This window comes from Pseudomonas sp. P1_F7 (assembly GCF_056405655.1).
In genome coordinates, this window is record NZ_JBFUBR010000006.1 from 145,661 (window position 1) to 164,860 (window position 19,200).

20 protein-coding genes are annotated in these 19,200 nt (G+C 61.0%); all 20 read right to left on the bottom strand.

Translation table 11 applies throughout. From position 1 onward, the window contains the following. Positions 1 to 62: 62 nt before the first annotated feature. Complete coding sequence (locus AC1D1M_RS11760; protein ID WP_477775762.1) at positions 63 to 1,016, bottom strand: CheW domain-containing protein; 954 nt, start codon at positions 1,014 to 1,016, stop codon at positions 63 to 65. A gap of 30 nt (positions 1,017 to 1,046) precedes the next feature. Then, on the bottom strand, positions 1,047 to 1,835 hold the full coding sequence (locus tag AC1D1M_RS11765) for a ParA family protein (RefSeq protein ID WP_477775763.1): 789 nt from the start codon (positions 1,833 to 1,835) through the stop codon (positions 1,047 to 1,049). A 43-nt stretch (positions 1,836 to 1,878) separates the two neighbouring features. Next, the gene (motD, locus tag AC1D1M_RS11770) at positions 1,879 to 2,769 is read right to left on the bottom strand and encodes a flagellar motor protein MotD (RefSeq protein ID WP_085716991.1); all 891 of its coding nucleotides are present in this window, start codon (positions 2,767 to 2,769) and stop codon (positions 1,879 to 1,881) included. 15 nt (positions 2,770 to 2,784) lie between these two features. Then, on the bottom strand, positions 2,785 to 3,525 hold the full coding sequence (locus AC1D1M_RS11775; protein WP_223529798.1) for a flagellar motor protein: 741 nt from the start codon (positions 3,523 to 3,525) through the stop codon (positions 2,785 to 2,787). Further along, positions 3,525 to 4,673 carry a protein-glutamate methylesterase/protein-glutamine glutaminase gene (locus AC1D1M_RS11780; RefSeq protein WP_477775764.1) on the bottom strand — a complete coding sequence of 383 codons (1,149 nt, stop codon included), beginning with the start codon at positions 4,671 to 4,673 and terminating at the stop codon, positions 3,525 to 3,527. Before AC1D1M_RS11780 ends, AC1D1M_RS11775 begins: the two co-directional genes overlap by 1 nt. Positions 4,674 to 4,721: 48 nt before the next feature. Next, complete coding sequence (locus AC1D1M_RS11785; RefSeq protein WP_477775765.1) at positions 4,722 to 6,983, bottom strand: chemotaxis protein CheA; 2,262 nt, start codon at positions 6,981 to 6,983, stop codon at positions 4,722 to 4,724. Positions 6,984 to 7,037: 54 nt separating this feature from the next. Continuing rightward, on the bottom strand, positions 7,038 to 7,826 hold the full coding sequence (locus tag AC1D1M_RS11790; protein ID WP_477775766.1) for a protein phosphatase CheZ: 789 nt from the start codon (positions 7,824 to 7,826) through the stop codon (positions 7,038 to 7,040). A gap of 21 nt (positions 7,827 to 7,847) precedes the next feature. Then, on the bottom strand, positions 7,848 to 8,219 hold the full coding sequence (locus tag AC1D1M_RS11795; protein ID WP_339547398.1) for a chemotaxis response regulator CheY: 372 nt from the start codon (positions 8,217 to 8,219) through the stop codon (positions 7,848 to 7,850). A gap of 167 nt (positions 8,220 to 8,386) precedes the next feature. Beyond that, positions 8,387 to 9,127: an RNA polymerase sigma factor FliA gene (fliA, locus tag AC1D1M_RS11800; RefSeq protein ID WP_477775767.1), complete on the bottom strand. Its 741-nt coding sequence runs from the start codon at positions 9,125 to 9,127 to the stop codon at positions 8,387 to 8,389. Continuing rightward, entirely contained in the window at positions 9,124 to 9,954 is an 831-nt protein-coding gene (gene fleN / locus AC1D1M_RS11805; RefSeq protein WP_008001746.1) for a flagellar synthesis regulator FleN, read from the bottom strand. Before fleN ends, fliA begins: the two co-directional genes overlap by 4 nt. A gap of 116 nt (positions 9,955 to 10,070) precedes the next feature. After that, positions 10,071 to 11,399, bottom strand: coding sequence for a flagellar biosynthesis protein FlhF (gene flhF, locus AC1D1M_RS11810; protein WP_477775768.1), 1,329 nt, complete (start codon positions 11,397 to 11,399; stop codon positions 10,071 to 10,073). Between the two features lie 11 nt (positions 11,400 to 11,410). Continuing rightward, entirely contained in the window at positions 11,411 to 13,540 is a 2,130-nt protein-coding gene (flhA, locus tag AC1D1M_RS11815) for a flagellar biosynthesis protein FlhA (RefSeq protein WP_477775769.1), read from the bottom strand. A 225-nt stretch (positions 13,541 to 13,765) separates the two neighbouring features. Next, positions 13,766 to 14,905: a flagellar biosynthesis protein FlhB gene (gene flhB, locus AC1D1M_RS11820; RefSeq protein ID WP_477775770.1), complete on the bottom strand. Its 1,140-nt coding sequence runs from the start codon at positions 14,903 to 14,905 to the stop codon at positions 13,766 to 13,768. A 3-nt stretch (positions 14,906 to 14,908) separates the two neighbouring features. Further along, a complete protein-coding gene (gene fliR / locus AC1D1M_RS11825) occupies positions 14,909 to 15,694 on the bottom strand; it encodes a flagellar biosynthetic protein FliR (protein WP_150734894.1) in 786 nt (261 codons plus the stop codon). A gap of 3 nt (positions 15,695 to 15,697) precedes the next feature. Further along, a complete protein-coding gene (fliQ, locus tag AC1D1M_RS11830; protein ID WP_007948918.1) occupies positions 15,698 to 15,967 on the bottom strand; it encodes a flagellar biosynthesis protein FliQ in 270 nt (89 codons plus the stop codon). Then, positions 15,964 to 16,722 carry a flagellar type III secretion system pore protein FliP gene (gene fliP / locus AC1D1M_RS11835; RefSeq protein WP_442096854.1) on the bottom strand — a complete coding sequence of 253 codons (759 nt, stop codon included), beginning with the start codon at positions 16,720 to 16,722 and terminating at the stop codon, positions 15,964 to 15,966. The genes fliQ and fliP overlap by 4 nt, the downstream gene beginning before the upstream one ends. Continuing rightward, entirely contained in the window at positions 16,722 to 17,135 is a 414-nt protein-coding gene (gene fliO / locus AC1D1M_RS11840) for a flagellar biosynthetic protein FliO (protein ID WP_477775822.1), read from the bottom strand. The genes fliP and fliO overlap by 1 nt, the downstream gene beginning before the upstream one ends. Positions 17,136 to 17,165: 30 nt before the next feature. Continuing rightward, complete coding sequence (gene fliN / locus AC1D1M_RS11845; protein ID WP_477775771.1) at positions 17,166 to 17,612, bottom strand: flagellar motor switch protein FliN; 447 nt, start codon at positions 17,610 to 17,612, stop codon at positions 17,166 to 17,168. A 66-nt stretch (positions 17,613 to 17,678) separates the two neighbouring features. Next, positions 17,679 to 18,647: a flagellar motor switch protein FliM gene (fliM, locus tag AC1D1M_RS11850; RefSeq protein ID WP_477775772.1), complete on the bottom strand. Its 969-nt coding sequence runs from the start codon at positions 18,645 to 18,647 to the stop codon at positions 17,679 to 17,681. Between the two features lie 9 nt (positions 18,648 to 18,656). Then, a complete protein-coding gene (fliL, locus tag AC1D1M_RS11855) occupies positions 18,657 to 19,160 on the bottom strand; it encodes a flagellar basal body-associated protein FliL (RefSeq protein WP_477775773.1) in 504 nt (167 codons plus the stop codon). Positions 19,161 to 19,200 lie beyond the last annotated feature (40 nt).

Here is a 19,200-nt window from a genome sequence, read left to right on the forward strand (position 1 = left end):
AGAAACCGCCCTGGCGGTGTGTGTTCTGTGCAACATCATCAGAGTGACGTCGCCTGTTTTGTTTATTTGACTGATGTCGGTTTGTGGCCCGGCTTGCTGCCGGACATGTGCTTTGCCCCGCCACTGGCGATCAGCTCGGCCAACGAGGCGACGTCGAGCAAGGCGCACATGTGTTCAATCACCGTGCCGGCGAGCCATGGCCGCTGACCTCGATGACTTCTCCATTTGATTTCATTCGGGTCCAGACGCAACGAGCGGCTGACCTGATGCACCGCCAGCCCCCACTCGTAGCCCTGGACCGAAATCACGTATTGCAGGCCCTGCTTGAAATCCTCGCGGTAACGGTCGGGCATAACCCAACGCGCGGTATCGAGCACCTTGAGGTTGCCGGCCTGGCTCGGCAGGATCCCCAGGAACCATTCCGGCTGGCCGAACAACGGCGTCAGCTCGTGACCGGCCAGGGAATAAATCGACCCCAGGCACACCAGCGGCACTGCCAGGGTCAAACCGGCGACATCGAACAGCAGGCACTCGAATGGCTCGGCAGCCCAGGACGGACGACCGTCGGTTTCCACCGGTGGCGGCGTGTTACTCGGTGGCAGATGCACTTCGACGATTGGCGGCACCAGCGCCTGAGGCTCCTCGATAACGGGAGTCTCCAGCGCTTCGGCCTCTTCAATCGGACCCACCAGGGTTTGCAACAGCGGCGCGAGGGTCGAAACCGGCGCCAGTACGGGTTCAGGGGCTTCGACCTCGGCAACCGGAGACTTGGCCACCGGCGCTACTGGCGCAACCAAAGGCGCGCTTTTCTGTGCATCCCGGGCCTGTTCTTCGAGCACCGCGGCCTGGAACTCGTCCAGCACGGCTTGCTCTTCGATGACTTTCACCGCTTCGACCACTTCGGCCAGCACCTCGATCTCCGGCGCCATGTCCTCGGTTGCGTCTTGCAGCAGGCTGTCCAGATACGACTGCAACGCCAGTTGCGGGCGCGAAGTGAGCTTCAATGGCCGATTCATCGGCATCCCCCAGTAGGAATTGGGCTCATGTCACGCCACCTGCGCAACAAGTTGCGCCGCCAGCAGATGCTTGAGCAACGCGCGGTAAGCGAGAACGCCTCGGCTCTTGCCGTCGAATTGCGAAGGTGTCAGACCGGCGCGGCTGGCATCGCGCAGGCGCGTGTCCACCGGGATGTAGCCCTGCCAGATTTCGTCGGGGAATTTGTCGCGTAGCACGCGCAACGTGCCGAGGGACGCCTGGGTCCGTCGGTCAAACAGGGTCGGCACGATGGTGAACGGCAACGCCTGCTTGCGCGAGCGGTTGATCATCGCCAGGGTGTTGACCATGCGCTCAAGGCCCTTGACCGCCAGGTGTTCGGTCTGCACCGGGATCACCAGTTGCTGGCTCGCCGCCAAGGCATTGACCATCAGCACGCCGAGCAATGGCGGGCTGTCGATCACCGCGTAATCGAAGTCCTGCCACAGTTGCGCCAGGCTCTTGGCAATCACCAGGCCCAAACCAATCTGTCCCGGCGACTGGCGCTCAAGGGTGGCCAGCGCGGTGCTGGAGGGCAACAGGGAAATGCGTTCGTCGCTGGTCGACAGCAGCAGTTGACCCGGCAGGCCTTGCGGCACGTTGCCCTTGTGCAGGAACAGGTCGTAGCTGCTGTGCTCCAGGGCGTCGGGATCGTAGCCGAAGTAGCTGGTCATGGAGCCGTGGGGGTCGAGATCGACCACGACCACGCGCTTACCCGCCTCCGCCAGTAAACCGGCTAAAGCGATGGAGGAAGTGGTTTTACCGACACCACCCTTTTGATTGGCGACTGCCCAGACTCTCATTCGGATTGTTCCTCCCGGCCGAATGGATCGACCGAGAAATAGCTCAACGTGTTAATGCGGGTGACGGAGAATTGACGGCGCTCTCTCGTACCGGCGACTTGACCGGGGTCGGTGCAGTTTGTGTGCCAGCACGCTTCAATGCGGCATCCGGTTGCGCATGGGCGGTTCCGGTGCCGGTCAGGCTGCGGCGCACATCGAGGTTGCGTGACACCACCAGCACCACGCGACGATTGCGTGCACGGCCTTCGGCGGTGGCGTTGTTGGCCACCGGCTGAAACTCTCCATAGCCCACCGACGCCAGGCGACCAGGGTTCACCCCTTGCATCGCCAGCATGCGCACGATGCTGGCCGAGCGGGCCGAGGACAGCTCCCAGTTGGTCGGGTACTGCGCGGTGCGGATCGGTTGATCGTCGGTGAAGCCTTCGACGTGAATCGGGTTGTCGAACGGCTTCAGGATCGCCGCAACCTTGTCGATGATGTTGAACGCGATGTCGCTGGGCATGGCGTCGCCGCTGCCGAACAACAGACTGGAATTGAGCTCGATCTCGACCCACAACTCGTTGCCGCGCACGGTCATCTGGTTGGAGCTGATCAGGTCACCGAACGCCGCACTGATGTCGTCGGCGATGCTTTTCAGTGGATCGCTGGCGCCGGCGACACCGGCATCGACCTGGTCGCTGTCCTTGACCAGCGGCTTGGCCGGGGTCACGGTCTTCGGCCGCTCGTCACCGATGGGGATCGGCTTGAGCGAACGATCGGAATCGGTAAAGACGCCGATCAGCGCTTCGGAAATGACCTTGTACTTGCCTTCGTTGATCGACGAAATCGAGTACATCACCACAAAAAAGGCAAACAGCAAGGTAATGAAGTCCGCGTAGGACACCAGCCAGCGTTCGTGGTTGACGTGTTCTTCATGCTGGCGACGACGTGCCATGATCCATGTCTCCCATCAATCCATGAAGCCCTGAAGCTTCAACTCAATGGAACGAGGGTTTTCACCTTCGGCAATCGACAGCAGCCCTTCCAACAGCATTTCGCGATACCGCGACTGGCGCAACGCGATGGATTTGAGTTTGGCGGCAATCGGCAGCAGCACCAGGTTGGCACTGGCCACGCCGTAGATGGTGGCGACGAAGGCCACAGCAATGCCGTTACCCAGTTGCGACGGATCACCGAGGTTGCCCATGACATGAATCAGGCCCATGACCGCACCGATGATGCCGATGGTCGGCGCGTAACCGCCCATGCTTTCGAAGACCTTGGCAGCTTCGACATCGCGGCTTTCCTGGGTGTAGAAATCCACTTCCAGAATGCTGCGAATCGCTTCCGGCTCGGCGCCGTCAACCAACAGTTGCAGGCCTTTGCGCGCGTAGTTGTCGGGCTCGGCGTCGGCGATACCTTCCAGGCCGAGCAGGCCTTCCTTGCGGGCGGTCAGGCTCCAGTTCACCACGCGGTCGATGCCTCCGGCCAGGTCGACGCGAGGCGGGAACAGGATCCAGGCGAGGATCTGCATGGCGCGCTTGAAGGCGCTCATCGGCGATTGCAGCAACGCCGCACCAATGGTCCCGCCGAGTACGATCAACGCCGCCGGACCATTGGCCAATGCACCGAGGTGACCGCCTTCGAGGTAGTTGCCGCCGATGATGGCGACGAAGGCCATGATGAGGCCAATCAGGCTTAGAACATCCATCAGATGCAGGCCTCGACCAGGTGCTTGCCAATGTCGTCGAGGCTGTACACCGCGTCGGCGAGCTCGGCTTTGACGATGGCCATCGGCATGCCGTAGATCACGCAACTGGCTTCGTCCTGTGCCCAGATCGAACTGCCGCCCTGCTTGAGCAGGCGCGCGCCTTCACGACCGTCGGCGCCCATGCCGGTCAGGACCACCGCCAGCACTTTGTCGCCGTAGGACTTGGCTGCCGAACCGAACGTGATGTCCACGCACGGCTTGTAATTCAAACGCTCGTCACCCGGGAGGATTTTCACCGCGCCGCGACCGTCGATCATCATCTGCTTGCCACCCGGTGCCAGCAGCGCCAGGCCCGGACGCAGGATGTCGCCATCCTCGGCTTCCTTGACACTGATGCGGCAGAGCTTGTCCAGACGCTCGGCGAAGGCCTTGGTGAAGGCGGCCGGCATGTGTTGAACCAGCACGATCGGGGCCGGGAAGTTGGCCGGCAATTGGGTCAAGACCCGCTGCAGGGCGACCGGGCCGCCGGTGGACGTACCGATGGCCACCAGTTTGTAGACTTTGCGTTTCGGCGCGGGCGACGACGCAGTGGCCGCATGCGTACGCGCAGGGATCGGTGCCGGTGCCGGACGCGCGGGCGCGCTGCTGCCGTAACCGCTGACGCTCGAAGGCGCAGGTGTTGGAGCGGGTGCGGCCACAGGGGCCGGAGCGCTGTAAGTGCTGTAAGTGCTGTAAGTGCTGACGCGACGATTGCTACGCGAAATGCTCAGGATCTTCTCGCACAGCAGTTGCTTGACCTTCTCGGGGTTGCGCGAGATGTCTTCGAAATTCTTCGGCAGGAAGTCCACCGCGCCGGCATCCAGCGCATCGAGGGTGACCCGGGCGCCTTCGTGGGTCAGCGAGGAGAACATCAACACCGGGGTCGGGCAGCGTTGCATGATGTGCCGCACGGCGGTGATGCCGTCCATCATCGGCATCTCGTAGTCCATGGTGATCACGTCGGGCTTGAGGGCCAGCGCCTGATCAATCGCCTCTTTGCCGTTGGTCGCCGTGCCGACGACCTGGATATTCGGATCCGCTGAAAGAATTTCCGAGACGCGGCGGCGGAAAAACCCCGAATCGTCCACCACCAGGACTTTGACTGCCATAAACACTCCATTAGATGGAGCAAGGCCAGGCGCCCCGCTCCACCAGAATCAAATACGCCGTGTGGCGTAACGCTTGAGCATGCTCGGAACATCGAGAATCAGCGCGATGCGGCCGTCACCAGTGATGGTGGCGCCGGACATGCCCGGTGTTCCCTGGAGCATTTTGCCCAATGGCTTGATGACCACTTCTTCCTGGCCCACCAGCTGATCGACGACAAAACCGATCCGCTGCGTGCCTACCGAAAGGATCACCACATGGCCCTCGCGCTGCTCTTCGTGAGCGGCGGAGCTGACCAGCCAGCGTTTGAGATAGAACAATGGCAGCGCCTTGTCCCGCACGATCACCACTTCCTGGCCGTCCACGACGTTGGTGGTCGACAGGTCGAGGTGGAAGATCTCGTTGACGTTCACCAGCGGGAACGCAAACGCCTGGTTGCCGAGCATGACCATCAGGGTCGGCATGATCGCCAGGGTCAGCGGCACCTTGATGACGATCTTCGAACCCTGGCCCTTGGCCGAGTAGATGTTGATCGAACCGTTGAGCTGGGAAATCTTGGTTTTCACCACGTCCATGCCCACGCCGCGACCCGATACGTCGGAGATCTCGGTCTTGGTCGAGAAACCCGGGGCAAAGATCAGGTTGTAGCATTCGGTGTCGCTCAGACGATCGGCGGCATCCTTGTCCATCACGCCGCGTTTAACCGCGATGGAGCGCAGGACATTCGGGTCCATGCCTTTACCGTCATCGGAGATCGACAGCAGGATGTGATCGCCCTCCTGCTCGGCCGCAAGAATCACCTTGCCGCCCCGGGCCTTGCCCGAGGCTTCGCGTTCTTCCGGCGACTCGATGCCGTGGTCGACCGCATTGCGCACCAAGTGGACCAGCGGGTCGGCCAGGGCCTCGACGAGGTTCTTGTCGAGGTCGGTTTCTTCGCCGACCAGTTCCAGGTTGATCTCTTTCTTGAGCTGGCGAGCCAGGTCGCGAACCAGGCGCGGGAAGCGTCCGAAGACTTTCTTGATCGGTTGCATCCGGGTCTTCATGACCGCGGTTTGCAGGTCGGCGGTGACCACGTCGAGGTTCGACACGGCCTTGGACATGGCTTCGTCGCCGCTGTTGAGGCCCAGGCGGACCAGGCGGTTACGCACCAGCACCAACTCGCCGACCATGTTCATGATCTCGTCGAGACGCGCGGTATCGACACGCACGGTGGTCTCGGCTTCGCTCGCCGGTTTTTCCGCCGGTGGCGCGGCCGGAGCACGGGCCGCAGCCGGTGCAGCGGCGGCAGGCGCCGGTGTTTCGGCTTTCGGCTCGGGGGCCTTGGCCACAGGTTTCGGCGCTGCAGCCTTGGCTGCCGGTGCCGCAACGGAAGCATTCGAACCGTTGGCCACCGTCGCGGTGCCGACGTCACTGAACTTGCCTTTACCGTGCAATTCGTCGAGCAGCGCTTCGAACTCGTGATCGGAAATCAGATCGCTGCCGGCCGCCGCTGCGATTGGTGCCGCGGGTGCAGGCACCGAAGCGATGGCCGACTCCAGTGCCTCGACAGCAAAGTTACCCTTGCCGTGCAGTTGGTCGAGCAGTGCTTCGAATTCGTCATCAGTAATATCGGAACTGTCGCCGGCAGCTTTCGGTGCTTCTGGCACAGCCGGTGCCGAGACCACCGCGTCAACAGCGAACTTGCCCTTGCCGTGCAACTGATCGAGCAACGACTCGAACTCGGCATCGGTGATTTCATCGCTGCCGGTAGCATCGCTGGCGGGCGCTGGAGCAGCCGCCGGAGCCTCGGCCTGGGCCTTGACGGCGTTCAGCGAGTCCAGCAGTTGTTCGAATTCGTTGTCGGTGATATCGCCCGACTCGCTTTCAGCCACAGGCGCTTCGACCACGGCGGCGACAGGTGCAGCAGCCACCTCGTCAGCCGATTGCGGCTCGGCCAGACGGGCCAGCGCCGCGAGCAGTTCCGGTGTCGCGGCCGTGATCGGGCTGCGTTCGCGGACTTCGCTGAACATGCTGTTCACCGCGTCCAGGGCTTCGAGAACCACGTCCATCAGTTCCGAGTCGACGCGCCGCTCACCCTTGCGCAGGATGTCGAACACGTTCTCGGCGATGTGGCAGCACTCCACCAGTTCGTTGAGCTGGAGGAAGCCGGCGCCCCCTTTTACAGTGTGAAAACCGCGAAAAATTGCATTGAGCAAATCCGCATCATCCGGACGGCTTTCCAGCTCGACCAGTTGCTCGGACAGTTGCTCCAGAATCTCGCCGGCCTCAACCAGGAAATCCTGAAGGATCTCTTCATCGGCGCCGAAGCTCATTAAGGGGGTGCTCCTACAGGTCTAAAAACCCAAAAAACCTAAAATTCTAAAACTCTAAAATCCCAGGCTGGATAACAAATCGTCCACATCGTCCTGACCGGACACAACGTCTTCTCTTTTATCGGCATGAATCTGCGGACCTTCACCCTGAGAGAGATGTTTTTGTGGATCTTTTTCGGCAAGCATTGCTTCACGGTCATGTTCGATGCCCGCAAAGCGGTCCACCTGACTGGCCATGAGCACGAGCTTGAGCAGGTTGCTTTCTACTTCGGTGACCAGTTGGGTCACGCGCTTGATCACTTGCCCCGTGAGGTCCTGGTAATCCTGGGCGAGCAGGATGTCGTTGAGGTTGCCCGACACCGCGCGATTGTCCGTGCCGCTGCGCGCCAGGAACCCGTCGACCCGCCGGGCCAGCTCACGAAACTCTTGCGCGCCGACTTCGCGACGCATGAAGCGCCCCCAGTCCGCGCTCAAGGCCTGGGCTTCATCCGCCAGGCTATTGACCAGCGGCGTGGCACTTTCCACCAGATCCATGGTGCGGTTGGCCGCGGCCTCGGTCAGCTTGACCACATACCCCAGACGCTCGGTGGCGTCGGTGATCTGGGACACTTCCTTGGCTTGCGGCATGTGCGGGTCAATATGGAAATTGACGATCGCGCTATGCAGTTCGCGAGTGAGCTTGCCCACTTCCTGATACAGGCCGCGGTCACGGGTCTGGTTGAGCTCATGGATCAATTGCACTGCATCGCCGAACTTGCCTTTTTCAAGGCTCGCGACCAATTCGACGGCGTGTTTTTTCAGGGTCGATTCAAAATCGCCCAATGAAGTTTCGTTACTGCCCATAGCTCCCCCGTGGCGCACTCATCAACCGATGCGTTCGAAAATCTTCTCGATTTTTTCTTTCAACGCCTGGGCCGTGAAGGGTTTGACCACATAGCCGTTAACGCCGGCCTGGGCCGCTTCGATGATCTGCTCACGCTTGGCTTCAGCGGTCACCATCAGCACCGGCAGGTGCTTGAGCTTTTCATTGGCACGCACGTGGCGCAGCAGATCGATACCGGTCATGCCAGGCATGTTCCAGTCCGTTACCAGAAAGTCGATGCTTCCGCTGTTGAGCACCGGAATGGCGGTAGTGCCATCATCAGCCTCGACGGTGTTGGTGAACCCAAGGTCACGCAGCAGGTTCTTGATGATCCGCCGCATCGTTGAGAAGTCATCAACGATGAGGATTTTCATGTTCTTGTCCAATTCGACCTCCAAGCAGTCTTAAACGCGCCCAGCACCTGGACGCGCCATTTCAATCAATCCGGCAAAGCTCTCAATGACTGTCTGGAGCACAACAGATCGAGACCGGCGCAGTTCAACACCACACCGGCCTCGTTCGCAGTGTCCCCACACTGCCTTCAGCGCGCTCGCCACTCCCCCAAACGCCCCCGCAAACGGGCCGCGCACTGGCTGTGTAACTGGCTGACCCGCGATTCGCTGACCCCCAGGACCTCACCGATTTCCTTGAGGTTCAACTCTTCGTCGTAGTACAGCGCCAACACCAGTCGCTCACGCTCCGGCAAATTGGCAATCGCATCCGCCAGCGCAGCCTGGAAGCGTTCATCTTCCAGATCGCGTGACGGCTCGAGATGAGCGCTCGCGCCATCCTCGTGCAGCCCTTCGTGTTCGCCGTCCTGCAACAGATCGTCGAAACTGAATAACCGGCTACCCAGGGTGTCGTTCAAAATTCCGTAGTAATCGTCGAGACTCAATTGGAGTTCGGCCGCAACTTCGTGATCTTTAGCGTCACGACCGGTTTTCGCTTCAATCGAGCGAATGGCGTCGCTGACCATGCGCGTATTGCGGTGAACCGAACGTGGCGCCCAGTCCCCCTTGCGCACTWCATCGAGCATGGCGCCGCGGATTCGTATGCCCGCGTACGTCTCGAAACTGGCGCCTTTGCTGGCGTCATATTTGGTCGACACTTCAAGCAGGCCGATCATCCCGGCCTGGATCAGGTCTTCGACCTGGACACTGGCCGGCAAGCGCGCCAGCAAGTGGTAAGCAATGCGTTTAACCAGCGGCGCGTAACGCTCGATCAGCTCGTACTGCGCATCGCGTGCCGATATCTTGTAGAGGTTGTAGCCGCTGGCTGTCATAGAACAGGTCCCGCTGTTTGTTGCACGAGGCGCTCGACGAAAAACTCCAGGTGCCCGCGCGGATTGGCAGGCAGCGGCCAGGTATCAACCTTTTGTGCGATGGCCTTGAACGCCAGCGAGCACTTGGAACGCGGGAAGGCCTCGTAGACGGCGCGCTGTTTCTGCACGGCCTTGCGCACGCTTTCGTCGTAGGGCACCGCGCCGACGTATTGTAAGGCGACGTCGAGGAAGCGATCCGTGACCTTGGTCAACTTGGCGAACAGATTGCGCCCTTCCTGCGGGCTCTGGGCCATGTTGGCCAGGACGCGGAAGCGGTTCATGCCATAGTCGCGATTGAGCAACTTGATCAACGCGTAGGCGTCGGTAATCGAGGTCGGTTCGTCGCACACCACCAGCAGCACTTCCTGGGCTGCGCGAACGAAACTGACGACCGAGTCACCAATGCCCGCAGCGGTGTCGATCACCAATACGTCGAGGTTGTCGCCGATATCACTGAAGGCCTGGATCAGGCCGGCGTGTTGCGCGGGACTCAGATGCACCATGCTCTGAGTGCCGGATGCGGCCGGAACGATACGGATGCCGCCGGGTCCCTGCAGCAGTACATCGCGCAGTTCGCAGCGGCCTTCGATCACGTCGGCCAGGGTTCGTTTGGGTGTCAGGCCCAGCAGAACGTCGACGTTCGCCAGTCCCAGGTCGGCGTCCAACAGCATGACGCGCCGGCCAAGCTCAGCCAGAGCCAGGGACAAGTTCACTGACACATTAGTTTTCCCGACGCCACCTTTGCCGCCGGTCACCGCGATCACCTGTACGGGATGCATGCTGCCCATGTTATTTCTTTACCTTGTCTTGCATAGACGGAGGCCACATTACTGGCTGCGCGTTCACAAACGGAACAATGCATGGCAGACCATCGATGTAGGTACAAAAACTGTTCATTATTACCTCAGCCAACCTGCTTGGTCGGGCTGTGGTAGATGTCAGCGAACATGTCAGCCATGGCTTCTTCGCTGGGTTCTTCCTGCATTTGCACGCTCACGGCGCGACTGACCAACTGATGACGACGCGGCAGATGCAAATCATCCGGAATCCGCGGGCCATCGGTCAGGTAAGCCACCGGCAGTTCATGACTGATGGCAAGGCTCAACACCTCGCCCAGACTTGCCGTTTCATCCAGTTTAGTCAGGATGCAGCCAGCGAGCCCACAACGCTTGTAACTGTGATAAGCAGCGGTTAGAACCTGTTTCTGGCTGGTGGTTGCCAGGACCAGATAATTTTTCGAGCGAATGCCACGACCGGCCAGACTTTCGAGCTGCATGCGCAGGGCCGGATCGCTGGCCTGCAGGCCGGCGGTATCGATCAGCACCACACGCTTGCGCAGCAATGGCTCCAGGGCTTGCACCAGGGACTGGCCCGGATCGACGTGGGTCACCGACACATTGAGAATGCGCCCCAGGGTCTTGAGCTGCTCCTGGGCACCGATGCGGAAGCTGTCCATGCTCACCAGCGCAATGTTCTGCGCGCCGTACTTGAGCACGTAACGGGCCGCCAGCTTGGCCAGGGTGGTGGTCTTGCCCATGCCGGCAGGGCCGACCATGGCGATCACACCGCCCTCTTCCAGCGGCTCGACTTGCGGGGTAACGATCATGCGCGCCAGGTGCGCCAGCAACATGCGCCAGGCCTGACGAGGTTCTTCGATTTCGGTAGTCAGCGCCAGCAGGTCGCGCGACAGCGGGCCAGACAGGCCGATGCGTTGCAGGCGGCGCCAGAGGTTGGCCTGGTCCGGACGGCTGCCTTGCAGCTGATTCCAGGCCAGGGAGCCGAGTTGAACTTCCATGAGTTCGCGCAGGCTGTTGAGTTCGGAACGCATCGAGTCGAACGCCCGCGGGTCCACACCACCGGAGGCTGGCGCAGCGGCCGGTGCGGGGCGAAGGGGCTCGGCGTACGTCGGCTCGATCAGCGGCTCGGCGGCGGTCAACGGCAAGCCGGCGAACAACTGACGGTTGGTGCTCTCATCGCTCTCGCCATCGCTACGCAGGCTCAATTCGGCCTGGGCAGTGACGATCCGCGACTGAGTCTTGCGCAGCTCGTCTTCGAGTTCCATGTTCGGAACCCGTGGCGCCAGCGCCGACAACTTGTAGTCCAGCGCAGCCGTCAGTTCGACCCCCCCGGCGATCCGGCGGTTGCCAATAATGGCGGCATCAGCGCCCAGCTCATCGCGAACCAGCTTCATGGCCTGACGCATATCGGCGGCGAAAAAACGCTTAACTTGCATAAACCACTACCTCAGCCGTTGGGCCCTACTGTCGCAACGATGGTCACTTGCTTGTTGTCAGGGATTTCCTGGTAAGCCAACACATGCAAACCCGGGACTGCGAGCCGGCCAAATCGCGAGAGCATCGCGCGAACCGGACCGGCCACCAGCAGAATCACCGGCTGACCTTGCATCTCCTGACGCTGCGCCGCGTCAATCAACGAACGTTGCAGCTTCTCAGCCATGCTTGGCTCCAGCAGAACGCCCTCTTCCGAGCCTTGTCCTGCCTTTTGCAGACTATTGAGCAATATCTGTTCCAACCTTGGCTCCAGCGTGATAACTGGCAGCTCCGACTCAGTGCCTACAATGCTTTGGACGATTGCACGGGATACGCCAACCCGCACGGCAGCCACCAGCGCGGCGGTATCTTGACTCTTGGCGGCATTGTTGGCGATCGCCTCGGCAATGCTGCGGATATCGCGCACAGGCACCTGTTCGGCCAACAGCGCTTGCAGCACCTTGAGCAATTGCGACAGCGAAACCACGCCCGGCACCAGCTCCTCGGCCAGTTTCGGCGAGCTTCTGGCCAGCAATTGCATGAGTTGCTGCACTTCTTCGTGACCGATCAGTTCACTGGAATGCTTGTAGAGTATCTGGTTCAAGTGGGTAGCCACTACTGTACTGGCATCGACCACCGTATAACCGAGGGATTGCGCTTGGGCGCGCTGGCTGACTTCGATCCAGACCGCCTCCAGGCCGAAAGCCGGATCTTTGGCGGTAATGCCGTTGAGCGTGCCGTAGACCTGCCCCGGATTGATCGCCAGCTCGCGATCCGGGTAGATCTCCGCCTCGGCCAGGATCACCCCCATGAGGGTCAGACGATAGGCGCTTGGCGCCAGGTCGAGGTTGTCGCGGATATGCACGGTCGGCATCAAGAAGCCCAGATCCTGGGACAGCTTCTTGCGCACCCCCTTGATCCGCGCCAGCAACTGGCCGCCCTGGTTGCGGTCCACCAACGGAATCAGGCGATAACCCACTTCCAGACCGATCATGTCGATTGGCGTCACGTCATCCCAGCCAAGTTCCTTGGTTTCCTGGGCGCGGGCTGGCGACGGCAGCAGCTCCTGCTGGCGCTTGACCTCTTGCAGGGCCTGCACTTTGGCGACGTTCTGCTTTTTCCAGAACAGGTAAGCGCCACCGGCCGCCAGGGCCGCCATGCTCAGGAACGAGAAGTGCGGCATGCCGGGCACCAGGCCCATGACCGCCATCAAACCGGCTGCTACCGCCAGCGCCTTGGGCGAGGCGAACATCTGGCGATTGATTTGCTTACCCATGTCCTCCGAACCGGAAGCACGGGTCACCATGATCGCCGCGGCTGTCGATAACAACAGTGATGGCAATTGCGCCACCAAACCGTCACCGATGGTCAGCAGCGCATACACCTTGCCGGCGTCGCCGAAGGTCATGCCGTGCTGGAAGATACCGACCGCCATGCCGCCGATCAGGTTGATGAACAGGATCAACAGGCCGGCAATGGCATCACCACGGACGAACTTGCTGGCACCGTCCATGGAGCCGTAGAACTCGGCTTCCTGCGCAACCTCCGAACGACGGGCCTTGGCCTGGGCCTGATCGATCAGGCCGGCGTTGAGGTCGGCGTCGATCGCCATTTGTTTGCCGGGCATCGCATCGAGGGTGAAACGTGCGCTCACCTCGGAAATCCGCCCCGCACCCTTGGTCACCACGACGAAGTTGATGATCATCAAGATCGCGAAGACCACGATACCGACCACGTAGTTACCGCCGATCACCACCTCACCGAAGGCCTGGATCACCTTGCCGGCGGCGGCATGGCCATCCTGACCGTGGAGCATCACCACCCGGGTGGAGGCCACGTTCAACGCCAGGCGCAATAGCGTCGCCACCAGCAAAATGGTCGGGAACACCGCGAAATCCAGCGGCCGCAAGGCGTAAACGCACACCAGCAGCACGACGATGGACAGCGCAATGTTGAAGGTGAAGAACACGTCCAGCAGGAACGGCGGCACCGGCAACATCATCATCGCCAGCATGACCAGCAGCAACAGCGGCACGCCCAGATTGCCTCGACTGAGGTCGGCAATGTTGCTGCGGGCACTGTTGATTAACTGAGAGCGATCCACCGGTTTTCCCCGTTCCTTTAAAGCAAACTTTTGACGCCTGAAGCAGGCTCGGGGCGGCTACTGCAAGAAGCTTTCCAACTTTTGCATAGGCAAGAAATAGAGGGGTTTTGAAGGATTCTGTGGGAGCGAGCTTGCTCGCGATGGCGGTGTGTCAGTCGACACACATTGTGCCTGTGCAGGCGCTATCGCGAGCAAGCTCGCTCCCACAAAGGAACTGCGCCCGGCTCAGGAATCGCGGCGCAGGTCCGGCGGGATCGGCAGGTCATCTTTTAGCGGATCCGGCCGCTTGCCCTTGCCTGCGCGGTACTGGCGAATCTGGTAGACGTAGGCCAGTACCTGGGCGACGGCGAGGTACAGGCCGCCAGGGATTTCCTGCTCCAGCTCCGTGGAGTAATAGATCGACCGCGCCAACGCCGGCGATTCCAGCAGCAGAATCTCGTTGGCCGCCGCGATTTCACGGATCTTCAAGGCCAGGAAGTCGCTGCCCTTGGCGATCAGCATCGGCGCGCCGCTCTTGTCCGGGTCGTACTTGAGGGCCACGGCGTAGTGCGTCGGGTTGGTGATGACCACGTCGGCGTCGGGGATCGCCGCCATCATCCGCCGCTGGGACATTTCGCGCTGCAACTGGCGAATGCGTTGTTTGACCTCAGGTCGGCCTTCCTGGTCCTTGTGCTCGTCACGCACTTCCTGCTTGGTCATTTTCAGTTTCTTGATGCTTTCCCAGAGCTGGATCGGCACGTCCACGGCAGCGATGATGATCAATCCGCAAGCCATCCATAACGTGCTCCAGCCGACCACTTGCAGGCTGTGAGTGATCGCCCGGTCCAGCGGCTCGTGGGCGATGCGCAACAGGTCGTCGATGTCCGCCGACAACACCAGCAGGGCCACGAACAGCACGATGAAAAACTTCGCCAGAGCCTTGAGCAGTTCGGCCACGGCTTTGGCCGAGAACATGCGCTTGAGCCCGGCGCCGGGGTTCATCCGGCTGAACTTGGGCGCCATGGTGCCGGCAGAAAACAGCCAGCCGCCAAGGGAAATCGGGCCGATCAACGCGGCCAGCAGCAAGGTGATCATCACCGGTTGAATCGCCAGCAAAGCAATCTGTCCCGAGTGCAGCAAGTAGGTGCCCATCGAGCGCTGGTCCAGCACCACGTCCCGCGACAGGGAAAAGTTCAGGCGCATCAGGTCCATCATTTCCTGGGCCAGCGCCCCACCGAACACCAGCAATGCGCCAGCTCCGGCGAGCATGATTGCCAGGGTATTGAGTTCCTTGGAACGGGCAATCTCACCCTTCTCACGGGCGTCCTTTTTCTTTTTCTCCGTGGGGTCTTCTGTTTTGTCCTGACCGCTTTCGCTCTCAGCCATGACTCAGCGCGCCTGTGCCAGTTCGCGTAAAAACTGCAAGGCCTCGGTGGCCAGCGGTTGATACTGATTGAGAATGTCCGCCAGCCCGACCCAGACGATAAACAGGCCGAGTACCAGGGTCAGCGGGAAGCCGATGGAGAAAATGTTCAGTTGCGGCGCCGCCCGGGTCATCACGCCAAACGCGATGTTGACCACCAGCAGCGCGGTGATCGCCGGCAGCACCAACAGCAGCGCCGCGCCAAGCACCCAGCCGAGCTTGCCGGCCAGCTCCCAGTAATGATTGACCATCAGGCCGCTGCCGACCGGCAGCGTGGTGAAGCTCTCGGTCAGCACCTCGAACACCACCAGATGGCCGTTCATCGCCAGGAACATCAGCGTCACCAGCATGGTGAAGAACTGCCCGATCACCGCCACCGACACGCCGTTGGTGGGGTCGACCATCGAGGCGAAACCCATGCCCATCTGGATCGCGACAATCTGCCCCGCCACCACGAACGCCTGAAAGAACAACTGCAAAGAGAAACCGAGGATTGCGCCGACGAGGATCTGTTCGGCAATCAGCAGCAGGCCGCTTAAATCCAGCGCATTCACTGGCGGCATCGGTGGCAGGTTGGGGGCGATGACCACGGTGATGGCGAGGGCGAAATACAGGCGGATACGTTTAGGCACCAGTGAGGTGCCGAATACCGGCATAACCATCAGCAAGGCGCCGACGCGAAACAGCGGCAACATGAACGTCGCCACCCAGGTGCTGATCTGGGTATCGGTCAGTTGCAGTAGCGACGACATGGCTTAGCCGATGACCTGCGGAATACTGCCGTACAACTGCAGGATGTATTCCATGAAGGTCTGCACCAGCCACGGACCGGCCACGATCAGGGTCACCAGCATCACCAGCAGACGCGGCAGAAAGCTCAGGGTCTGTTCGTTGATCTGGGTGGCGGCCTGGAACATCGCCACCAGCAGGCCGACCAGCAGGCTCGGAATCACCAGCACCGCCACCATCATGGTGGTCAGCCACAGCGCTTCGCGAAAGATGTCGACCGCTACTTCCGGCGTCATGGCGAGACACCGCCGAAGCTGCTGGCCAGCGTGCCGATGATCAGCGCCCAGCCATCCACCAGCACGAACAACATGATCTTGAACGGCAGGGAAATGATTAGCGGCGAGAGCATCATCATACCCATGGCCATCAGCACGCTGGCCACGACCAGGTCGATGATCAGGAACGGAATGAAGATCATGAAGCCGATCTGGAACGCCGTTTTCAGCTCGGAGGTCACGAAGGCCGGCACCAGGATGGTCAACGGCGCCTGATCCGGCGTCGCGATGTCAGTGCGCTTGGACAGACGCATGAACAGCTCCAGATCACTGGTGCGGGTCTGGGCGAGCATGAAATCCTTGATCGGTACCTGCGCCTTGGCGACCGCGTCCTGGGCCGTCAGTTTTTCCGCCAGATACGGCTGCAAGGCGTCCTGGTTCACGCGGTCGAACACCGGCGCCATGATGAACAGGGTCAGGAACAGCGCCATGCCGGTGAGGATCTGGTTCGACGGTGTCTGTTGCAGGCCCAGGGCCTGGCGCAGGATCGAGAAGACAATGATGATCCGGGTGAAACTGGTCATCAGCATGACAAACGCCGGGATAAAACTCAGCGCGGTCATGATCAGCAGGATTTGCAGGCTGACCGAGTATTCCTGCGCACCCTGCGCGTTGGTGCCCAGGGTGATTGCCGGAATCGACAGCGGGTCGGCGGCGAAAGCCAGCGGCGCGACCAGCATCAGGGTCAGCGTCAAGACGATGCGTAGCGCACCCATTACTTCTTATCCTTCTGATCTTTACCCAGCATCTCCAGCAGGCGCTGGGCAAATTCCGGCGTCGGCTTTTCGGTACTCGGCACTTGCACCGGCTCCTTGAGGACGTGCAGCGCAGTGATGCTTCCCGGGCTCAGGCCCAACAGAATCTGCTCGTTGCCGACCTGCACCAGCATCAGGCGGTCGCGAGGACCCAGCGCGCGGGAGCCGACAATCTCGATCACCTGCCCCTTGCCGGCCGGACCGGCCTGCTGGACCCGACGCAGCAACCAGGCGAGAAGAAAGATCAGCCCCAGCACCAGCAGCAAGCCGAACACCAGTTGTGTCAGCTGGCCAGCCACACCGCTGCTCACCGCCGGTGCAGCAGCCGTGGTCGCCGTTGCGACCGGTTCGGCCGCCAGCACGCTGAACGGCATCGCCAGCACAAACCCCAGAACCTTTTTCACTCAGCGCAGCTTCTTGATGCGTTCGCTTGGGCTGATCACGTCCGTCAGGCGGATGCCGAACTTCTCGTTGACCACCACCACTTCGCCGTGGGCGATGAGCGTGCCATTGACCAGTACATCCAGCGGCTCGCCGGCCAGGCGATCAAGCTCGATCACCGACCCCTGGTTCAGTTGCAGCAGGTTGCGGATGTTGATCTCGGTGCTGCCCACTTCCATGGAAATCGACACCGGGATATCGAGGATCACGTCCAGGTTCGGCCCTTCGAGGCTGACCGGATCGTTGTTTTTCGGCACGCTGCCGAACTCTTCCATTGGCAGGCGGTTGGACGCGGAATTGCCGGAATCGGCTGCCAGCAAGGCGTCGATGTCAGCCTGCCCGGCATCACCGGTTTCTTCCAGGGCTGCCGCCCACTCATCGGCCAGAGCCTGGTCGTCCTGTATGTTCATATTGTCAGTGTCCTCGGCGAGCAAAAATTCAGAATTCGGTTAATCGCGAATGAGCAGGAGCGCCGGTCAACGGCGCACGATCGGCTCGATCACTTGCAACGCCAGGTTGCCCTTGTGCGAGCCCATCTTGACCTTGAAGGCCGGCACGCCGTTGGCGCGCATGATCATTTCTTCCGGCATGTCGACCGGGATCACATCCCCCGGCTGCATGTGCAGGATGTCGCGCAGGCGCAACTGACGACGAGCCACCGTCGCACCGATCGGCACGTCGACGTCCAGCACGTCCTGGCGCAAGGCGTTGACCCAGCGTTCGTCCTGGTCGTCGAGGTCCGACTGGAAGCCGGCATCGAGCATTTCGCGCACTGGCTCGATCATCGAGTACGGCATGGTCACGTGCAGGTCGCCACCACCGCCATCGAGTTCGATGTGGAAGGTCGACACCACAATGGCTTCGCTCGGGCCTACGATGTTGGCCATGGCCGGGTTCACTTCGGAGTTGATGTACTCGAAGTTGACTTCCATGATCGCCTGCCAGGCTTCCTTCAGATCGACAAACGCCTGCTCCAGCACCATGCGCACCACACGCAGTTCGGTCGGCGTGAATTCACGCCCTTCGATCTTGGCGTGCCGGCCGTCGCCGCCGAAGAAGTTGTCCACCAGCTTGAACACCAGCTTGGCGTCGAGGATGAATAGCGCGGTGCCGCGCAGAGGTTTGATCTTGACCAGATTGAGACTGGTCGGCACGTACAGCGAGTGCACGTATTCGCCGAACTTCATCACCTGCACGCCGCCGACCGCAACGTCTGCCGAGCGACGCAGCATGTTGAACATGCTGATGCGGGTATAGCGGGCGAAACGCTCGTTGATCATTTCCAGGGTCGGCATGCGTCCACGGACGATACGATCCTGGCTGGTCAGGTCATAGCTTTTGACAGTGCCGGGGTCGGCAGCGTTATCGGTCTGTACCAGACCATCGTCGACGCCATGCAACAGCGCGTCGATCTCATCCTGGGACAGCAGGTCCTGCACGGCCATGTCGTGTTCCTACTGCAGTACGAAATTAGTGAAAAGCAACTGTTCGATCACCACTTTGCCGAGCTCTTTCTGCGCCACTTCCTGCACGCTGGCGGTGGCTTTCTGCCGCAGCATTTCCTGGCCGACCGGCGAGGCGAGGGTCGCGAAGTCCTGCCCGGAGAACAGCATGACCAGGTTATTGCGGATCACCGGCATGTGAACCTTGAGCGCATCCAGATCCGCCTGGTTGCGCGCGAGCATGGTGATGCTCACTTGCATGTAGCGCTGGCGACCGTTCTGGTTGAAGTTGGCCACGAAAGCCGGTGCCATCGACTCGAAAATCGCTGGCTGCTTGCCGACAGGAGCGGTCTGCGCCTCGACCGCGGCAGGCTTGCTCTGAGCGCTGTGCATGAAGTACCAGGTCGCCCCCACGGACACACCGATCGCCAGCAGCAGGGCCACCACGATCAAGATAATCAGCTTGAGTTTGCCTTTGGTTGTGGGGTCTTTTACTGCTGCGTCGCTCTTCGCCATGCCAATAATCCGTCACTAATCGGGTTTTCACAGTCGCACG